Raw genomic sequence first — 8,157 nt, 5'->3', positions numbered from 1 at the left:
ATGATGACAACGAATGGGTCTCAAAACCCTAGTAACAGTGTAAAGGTCCTTTGGGGAATATTACTTACAACTATAGCTCTTGTTCTTCTCTATTCGGGGGGACTGCAGGCTCTTCAAAACACCATGATTATTGCAGCCCTTCCTTTTTCGATTGTTATGGCCTTAATGACGTTTAGTCTACTTAAAGCTCTTAACAAAGAAGCAAAAGAATTTGGTATTGGAAAGTTGAAAAAACGAAAATAAAAGTTTTAACGAATTAAAAAAAGTAGTATCATTCCTTATTAAGGAACGATACTACTTTTTTATTTACTTCTTTTGCTTTATCTCCTAGCCAAATGAGATGCCCCCAAGAATCAAGTAAACAAAGCTCCGATTGATTAATTTGGCTATGTGCAAAATGCGCATGTTCCAAAGGTACAGCATTATCATTCTTACTATGCATAATTAAAGTCGGACAGGTAACAGCCTGTAACGTAGTAGGGGAAAGTTTATTGACTTGTATGAGATCAATAAGAAACCCATGTCGTGAACGATAATGGTTATTCATTCTACGTACAGATTCAATACTCTCCTTATCAATTTGAAGCATCACATCGCTAGAAGAAAGCTTACTAAACGAAGGAATGAAGCGTTTAAATGTAAAAGTAGGAAAATAGTTATTGAGACAAGCAATTAACTTCCATGTTAATTGCTCAAAAGAAGGATGGAATATGACTTGTGCAGCTTTATATTCCTTGTCTTTTTTAGTCAGCCATTCTTTTGTTACCGCACTTTGTAAGGTTAGGCTTAAAGTTCGTTCAGGAAAATGAGCTGCAAAACTAATTCCACTAGGACCACCGGCAGACACAGCAAGGATATGAATTTTGTCGATGCCCAAATGATCTAATAATCTCGCATAAAACTTAGAAGTCGTGGACAGACTATCCGCAATCTCTTTAGAAGTACGCCCATATCCCGGTCTAGAGGGAGTAATCAAAGAAAAACCTTCTTTAACAAGGTCTGCATATCCTAATTCTTCATAACAATTGGAATGCCCACCATGAAACATGAGGATAGGTACCCCATTTCCTATCACTGAATATTCAATAATCCTATCATCAACCGTAATAGTATTTACTTCTCGATTCAAGAAAACTCACCAACGTCCTTTATTTACTTAACATGTTATCTATTAGCATCCCTTATACAAAATCAGTTTACATAAAGCTTATGGAAGTCGGTCTTATAAGAAGATAAAACAAGCATCCTTAAATCTGCTTGTTGTTTTTTGAAATTCCATAAGCTCTCAACGATTTATCTCTATTAATTAATCTAATATGTGATTCACATATAGTCTCGCATTAACTACATCTAAAGAGGTTTCCTCTCTAACAAATTTTATAATTTGAATACGTGTTTTCCCTTCTTTAGACATATTAAAAATTTGTCTTTCCAAATGCCCATCTCTCGTTGTCTGCAACTCTACAAACCGTTCCTCTTGAAGTTTTCTCACTTTTTTTTGTAAAGTTAAGATATACATGACTAAAAAAGCAATAATGAGTAAGAGAGAGCCTTCATATAACATGAAAATATCACCTCCAACTTCATCCAAAGAATAGTTATTATACGTACAGACTATATGAAAGTTACATAAAATCCATTCAAAAAAGTAAAAAGCATAAATCCGTTGATCAACAAATTTATGCTTTTTACTTTTTATTGGGAGTTCTATTCCTTGACTAAATAATATTTTGTTACTTAAATGATTGGTTTAATGTGTAATTGAACCAGTTGAAAGGTAAAAAATTATAAAAATATTCATACCACCCATTATAATTAGGATTGCATAAACCACTTTTCTCCATAACTTACCTATGAAATATAGATTCACTAAAACATAATATATAAAAGTACTCCCCACAATAAAAAGTAAAAACTCTTTAATTTCGTATGTAGAATGTGGAGGATTTGTGATAATGGTTAATGCTAACCCTCCAAAAATGAGGAATCCTATTATATTTAATAATTTTCTTAAATTAACCTCTTTTTTTGATTTAATTTCAACGTTTTGATTTGGTTGAAGTTTAGTCTCCAAAAAAACACATCCTATCTCATTAGACTTTATTAAAATTATACGAACCATTTGAATAACTGTTTCACAGACAGGAAGATGAATGCAATAATTTATATATGTTTATTTTGGTTACAGCAACTAATATACTCATGATAATTGCTTCTTATATTCAAGAATTACTCTTATCTGTACTTCATCAAAGCTTAACCTACATAGTGTATAATTCTAGAAAACGGTTCAGACTACTAACATATCCTACGTATGTAAAAACCCTTTGCTAATGCTAAGCAAAAGGTATATTGTATTACAGGAAATTTAATATCAATTAGTTACCATAATGTTGATTATAGTCATATATAAAAACACCTAACCATCCCTTTAGGTGTTTTTTCTTTAATCATTATTTTCTCATAAGCAACATTCTTTCTAAAATCCATCTAACTACTAAAGAAACCAAGGTAAAACCAAAAAAAGAAAGCCAGTGAGGAAGTTTATTTTGCTCATATATATCTATCCATATAAACAGGGGTTCAATAACGTAAGAAAATAAAAATGAAACGATAATAATATATAGAATGTATCTCGTCCAGGTCTTCCCATAGTAATAAGCTAAACTGAACATAACCGGGATGACCGTCAAGTCAGCAGGAAATAAAGGTGGTGTCGTAAAAATTAATTTAGTGGGGTATTCCCACCACAACATTGCCGTCCCGATTATATCTAAAACACAGGAAATGATACCCATCAACATAGCAAATGCAAATACCTGTAGACGATTTTCTCTTTTAATGAGATAACCCCATGTAATCCAGGGGAAAATAGCAGCTATAAGTAGCAACCACCATTGCCAGGTGAATAGGTCACTCTGAATCCAATTTTGATATCCAACCTCTTTTAATTGCCTGCGGATACCTTCTATTTCATCATAGGAAGAATATTTCATGATACTCTGTCCCCCCTCACTACACATCCTCCGAAGATACTTTTTAAGCGTTAAATCCGCACGATCAGGACGTTTCTCCTTTAATTTTTGCAACCCCTAGAGCTAGATTATCCCAAAGTAGTTTTTCCACTTGTTCGTTTTGACTCTCTTCACACTCAACAATTAAAATAACTTCTGATACTCTTCCTTTTAAGATTTTCTCTTTTTTCATACGTCTCTTCTGAAAAATAAGGTCAAATAGAAAACCAAGAAAGAAACCAAATCCTGCACCAATTAACCCCCAATAGATAGGACCCCAATCTAATACAAACCCTCTACTTGCCCCAATGGTTGAAAAAATCACAGCAAGAAATAAACCAGTCTGAGTTAAGGAGACACCATCTGATCGATGGAGGGTATCAAATAGCTTTCTTTCCTCGGCACGACTATCTAAAGGAACGGCAAATATATTCTGAATGCCCTTCTCCTCGAGTTGACTTATAACCATTTCAAGAAATGTTGAATGCTCAAATGTCGCAAAGATTTGCAATTATTTCACCTTCTGTCCTGTTATGATTTTAAAATGTGAAGATTGGTAATGAGTTTCTAGATACCGTCTCTGTTCTTTTTTAAATAATTTATTATTTTCAACTGTATTGGTATAAGCATCGTAAACGGTAAAAAAGTAGTAGGAGGGGATGTATAATAGCCATTGTGCTTCAAGTACTTGTTTTGATTTTTCAACATTTCCAATAATGAGATAATGAATCCCCTCTAGAAAGTGTGAATAATAAACAAAAATAACGGTCCATGTAAGAGTAAAAAAGGCTAGTATAATTCTATTAAGATAAAGTTGCCCCATGCTAGGAATGGTGAAAGCCCATAAAGTAGCGATTAAAGGATTTCGCTTTTCTAAATAGTTCACGCCGGCTGGATTAATGGTAAAACTATTGAATGGAGCATTTTCTCCATCTGCAAGTATATAAAGTTTATTTAACTCTACAGCTGTTCGATGACTGTCCCAAATGGCAAAGAGATAAATGGGAATATACAAATACAATAATCTTATATCTAAAACAGCCTTAGCCGCCTCAATTTGGCCTGTAAATGAATAGACCATGGCTAAATTAAGGTGAGTTTGTTGGTTTATGAAAACCTCCCATAAAACGAGTAACATTCCCCTTAAATATTTTTCTAGTAGAAGGTGTCCAAAACCAGGGAAAGCTACGGACCATAGAGTTATGATATAAGGATTTCTTCTGTGAATGGTGACTACGCCAAAGGAGTTTACATCAGCTCTATAACGGCGGAATTTATTAGTATTCTGGAAATTTTTCATTGTTTCCCCTCCCTTCTTCCATTTGTTGATCAGAATTCTAATTATGATTAGTATGGCCATACTTTCATTCTAGTATTCTTGTAGATTAACTTTTATTTTATTAGGGAGAAAGTAAAATTTAGAATATGAAATAATATCCTAATATTTCAAAAACCTTTGTTTATCCGTAGTAAAGAATTCTTTTTTACTACTGGACATTTGAGATAAACTAGTTAACATAAGATACGTTCTAGGAAGTAAAAAAGCGTAAGCCCTTTGAGTGACAAGGGGTTTACGCTTTTTCTTTTCATACAGTTATTTATAATTTTACGGATGATTTGGTTTTATTTCTTAATACCTTATCACCTTTATACATTGTAAAGCAACATATGTCGTGTTACAATGTGTAAAGGTGATAAAAATGGATAAAGAGTTATTAAAAGGAAGTATAGATATTTTACTTCTTTCCATCATTTCAGAACATGATACTTACGGATATGAGATTATACAAAAACTAAAAAAGGAGAGTGACGACTGGTATTCTATGAGCCAAGGGACACTCTATCCAGCGCTAAGACGTTTAGAGCAAAGAGAATATATTGAATCTTATTGGTGTGAAACAGATACCGGAATGAAACGAAAATATTATCGCATTATGACACAAGGAAGATCTGTTTTACAACAAAAGTTAAATGCTTGGGATAAAATTACTTCCTTAATTAATACCTGCCGAAAAGGAGTGCGTCATGAAGGAATTTGATACATATATTGAAGCTATTCTTAAGGAATCAAAACTATCGGCTATTGAGCAGGGAGAATTGTATTTGGAATTACATGATCATTTAACAAATTTAAAAAAAGAATATATGGAGCAAGGATTAACTGAGGAAGAGGCCGTACAAATAGCCATAAAAAGCTTTGGAGAACCTAATCAGCTAGGTCACGAAATATATAAAACAGAACTACCCTTTCAAAAGTATATACCCTTTATTTTCTGGGGTGTTTTTATTCCCTATGCTGCAAGTATTGTCTGGTTTTTTCTAATTAATGATCGGGTTCTTTACTTCAACGGGTTTGATTATGCAGGCGCAACGACTGATATACAGGCTAACTTTTCTACTATAAAAATCATAGGTATTGATTATTACCTCCACTCTAATCTTAATCTTATTCCTTTTAAAACTATTATGATGTATGTAACAAACTTTGATCACTATAGTTCAATTCATACTTGGTATTCCAATACTATAGGAAATGTAATTCCTTTTATTCCATTTGGTTTTCTTGCTCCTTTACTCTTTAAGAGAGCTGCTTATTTTAAGACAGGTTTTCTTCTATTTATTACCCCTATTCTAGGTATTGAAATCATACAATTTCTTTCATTAACAGGGGTTTTTGATATTGACGATATTATTTTAAATATGATGGGTGTTTGTATAGGTTACTTGATTTGGAATTTAACCAAGAAAGTCTATGTAAACAAGAGGGAAAATCGCACTTTAAAGACAGTATAGAATAGATAAAAAGGAATTGTGTAAATGGCAATTCCTTTTTTTATTTATCTTATGTTTACATAAAACGCATTCTAGATAGTTATGGAGAAGTAAACAGGTTATAGTATCTTCAGTTATGGTATTATACTACATATTAGTTAATACAAACTAAAATAACAGTGAAGGAGAATAAAAAATTAAATCCGTTATTCAAAGAAGATTTAAAGAAATATTTGTTATTATATTTATCTTATTATTTGTAACTTCCATTCTAATTAATTGTTATCATTATTTTAACAGTAAAGAGATACAAAACTTCAGCTCACACTGTTATGAAAACGACGGTGAAGTCATATTAGAAATACATAATCCGATTACCAGCCAATATTCCTTTGAATGTAAATAAACTAGGAACTTTGTTACTTCGGCTTCTCAAAGGGTACGATTTGCGATATACTTACACCTCATTTGTTACTAAATACATCCTTTTTTGTAAGGTTAAAGTGGGGGTTACTATGTATTTATTATTGCTTATCATTTTATCAACCATTGTTGGTTATCTTTTATTTCTTTTTGGACCTTTAATTGGAGGGATCGTTGCCTTTGGAATTATAGTAGGCTGCTTACTTAGAGGACTATATTTATTGGAAGATATAAGACAAAGAATTTCAAAAACATCTCCAAAACCAAATAAAGTGGAAATGGCTTATAACAATTATTTAAAAGAAAAAAGATAAAACATGTTCCAAGTAGTAAAAAAGCGCCAACCTGTTTAATAAAAACAAGTTGGCGCTTTTTCTCTATTATGAGCGAGCATAGCTCCCCTATCCATTAATCTCCTTTTAAATCCATAAAAAGTGAACACAAGCAAAAAGTTCGTAAAGTGGACGTTCATAAAAGTTTACTTTTACGGATATTTCTTTTTGATAAGAAATCTAGCCTTTCCTGTGTTCGTTTAAGTTTAAAATCAAATTACGAACGTCCTCTAAAACACAAGCACTTTTACGGACATTTCTGACAGGATAATAGTTATATAGATGCAAAAAAGTAAATAAATACAAAATACAAAATTTGGATACATATGAGTAAGTAACCAAGATCAAAATGAAGGTCGTCAACTTCACCAAATGGGTCAATATGGAATTTAGCCTTGTAACATTTTCATTGGTAAGCAACATAGAAAAAAATTCAATTAGGAACATTATCAGTTGATGAAACGGATAATTTGTAAAGATGATATTCTTTATATTCATTCTCTAGATCGCTTTGGGTGTAATAAGGAATAAATTTCAAAATAACGTAATTTAATTACAAAAGAAGTTGAGACAGGCATCGTGGTCTTGGATATGCCGTTGTTGGGTACCACTCAGTATAAGGATAGTTTGGGAACTTTTATTGCAGATTTAGTCTTGCAAATTCTTCGTGGATGGCAGAAGAGGAAAGAGATTGTATTCGGAACCGTCAGCGCGAAAGCATTGATGCTGCATTGAAAAATGGTATATCGTTTGGACAGCCTAAGGCTCAGGTTAACTAAAATTTGTAGAGATTCATAATTAATGGATAAATAGGGAGTTCACAGCTGTGCAGGCTATGAAAGAAGCCAATATTAAAAGGACAGATTTTTATAGAACTGGCAAAGGCACATAAAGATACTCTTAATCAGAAATAATGTATAATTTAATTTATAGTAATAAAAATTGTCAGATTAAACTTTTAGATTCGGTTAATGAAAATAAAAGGTATCATAATACATTTAATGGAAATAAACTAAAATCACCCATATTCATTGCCTATGAAGAGAATAAAGCTAACTAATCCCTTAATTTGTAAATTTTATAAAACTAGCTATTATAAGGAGAATAAAATGAACGTAAGAGAGTTGGAAGCGATACTTGATAAGTTTAATTCCTTTCCCGAATTCACAGAAGAGGAAAATAAGAAGTATCAGGATGAAATTAGTCAACTTCGAGAGAATGACGCTGATATAGTTAAGGATAAAAAGAAATATGAGCGACTTGGGAAAACTGGATGGATAGCGCTTCCTATCACTATAGCAGCACAACCTATACTATTTTCATTTAATTCACCATCATGGGTTTCCTTTATACCTTGGATAGTACTTTGTTTTTCCCTAGCTTGCACAGTTGAAGTATTTCGTAAGGTGAGAGAAGGAAAGAAAAAACGCAAACAATATATCTTGAATAGAATTAAGAATAGTAATATCTTAAATGAAAATCGCAAAGAAAATTTCTTGAAATTTATTGAGGATAAAAAGGAAGATCCTCTTTTTGAGTTTAGTCGTTTTATAATGGAAGAAATAACAAAGGAACGACTTGATAAATAATAATGCTTCATTTGCCTAGATATATTG

Annotated in this window: 11 protein-coding genes and 1 pseudogene; 6 read left to right on the top strand and 6 right to left on the bottom strand. The window is 32.2% G+C overall.

The window, feature by feature from the left end; all coding sequences use genetic code 11:
• Positions 1–243 (top strand): BCCT family transporter (locus B9N79_RS23440; RefSeq protein ID WP_205635674.1); only part of this gene is annotated, 243 nt, incomplete at its 5' end.
• 28 nt (positions 244–271) lie between these two features.
• Here the strand turns inward: B9N79_RS23440 and B9N79_RS23435 are convergent.
• The 6 genes from B9N79_RS23435 to B9N79_RS23410 all read right to left on the bottom strand — a co-directional run bounded on the left by B9N79_RS23435 (position 272) and on the right by B9N79_RS23410 (position 4,314).
• The gene (locus B9N79_RS23435) at positions 272–1,129 is read right to left on the bottom strand and encodes an alpha/beta fold hydrolase (RefSeq protein ID WP_085119137.1); all 858 of its coding nucleotides are present in this window, start codon (positions 1,127–1,129) and stop codon (positions 272–274) included.
• Between the two features lie 177 nt (positions 1,130–1,306).
• A complete protein-coding gene (locus B9N79_RS23430; RefSeq protein ID WP_085119135.1) occupies positions 1,307–1,564 on the bottom strand; it encodes a hypothetical protein in 258 nt (85 codons plus the stop codon).
• 186 nt (positions 1,565–1,750) lie between these two features.
• Complete coding sequence (locus B9N79_RS23425) at positions 1,751–2,074, bottom strand: hypothetical protein (protein WP_240516720.1); 324 nt, start codon at positions 2,072–2,074, stop codon at positions 1,751–1,753.
• A 379-nt stretch (positions 2,075–2,453) separates the two neighbouring features.
• Entirely contained in the window at positions 2,454–2,996 is a 543-nt protein-coding gene (locus B9N79_RS23420) for a CBO0543 family protein (RefSeq protein ID WP_085119133.1), read from the bottom strand.
• A gap of 64 nt (positions 2,997–3,060) precedes the next feature.
• Positions 3,061–3,525, bottom strand: a complete 465-nt coding sequence (locus tag B9N79_RS23415) for a hypothetical protein (RefSeq protein WP_085119130.1) — start codon at positions 3,523–3,525, stop codon at positions 3,061–3,063.
• Positions 3,526–4,314, bottom strand: a complete 789-nt coding sequence (locus B9N79_RS23410; protein WP_085119128.1) for a hypothetical protein — start codon at positions 4,312–4,314, stop codon at positions 3,526–3,528.
• A 400-nt stretch (positions 4,315–4,714) separates the two neighbouring features.
• Between B9N79_RS23410 and B9N79_RS23405 the strand changes: the two genes are divergently transcribed.
• The 5 genes and pseudogenes from B9N79_RS23405 (at position 4,715) to B9N79_RS23385 (ending at position 8,130) form a co-directional block, all read left to right on the top strand.
• Positions 4,715–5,053 (top strand): PadR family transcriptional regulator, encoded by a 339-nt coding sequence (locus tag B9N79_RS23405; protein ID WP_085119126.1) that lies wholly within the window; start codon positions 4,715–4,717, stop codon positions 5,051–5,053.
• Positions 5,040–5,807: a VanZ family protein gene (locus B9N79_RS23400; protein ID WP_085119123.1), complete on the top strand. Its 768-nt coding sequence runs from the start codon at positions 5,040–5,042 to the stop codon at positions 5,805–5,807. The genes B9N79_RS23405 and B9N79_RS23400 overlap by 14 nt, the downstream gene beginning before the upstream one ends.
• 494 nt (positions 5,808–6,301) lie before the next feature.
• A complete protein-coding gene (locus B9N79_RS23395) occupies positions 6,302–6,523 on the top strand; it encodes a hypothetical protein (RefSeq protein WP_085119121.1) in 222 nt (73 codons plus the stop codon).
• 390 nt (positions 6,524–6,913) lie between these two features.
• Positions 6,914–7,433 (top strand): annotated as a pseudogene (locus B9N79_RS26640) (recombinase family protein).
• 217 nt (positions 7,434–7,650) lie between these two features.
• Positions 7,651–8,130: a DUF5392 family protein gene (locus tag B9N79_RS23385; protein ID WP_085119119.1), complete on the top strand. Its 480-nt coding sequence runs from the start codon at positions 7,651–7,653 to the stop codon at positions 8,128–8,130.
• The last annotated feature ends 27 nt before the right edge of the window (positions 8,131–8,157 follow it).

The sequence above is a fragment of the Priestia filamentosa genome (assembly GCF_900177535.1).
Lineage (GTDB): Bacteria > Bacillota > Bacilli > Bacillales > Bacillaceae_H > Bacillus_I > Bacillus_I filamentosa.
Note: the sequence above shows the minus strand (reverse complement) of the source record. Positions and strands in the feature narration are given on the sequence as shown.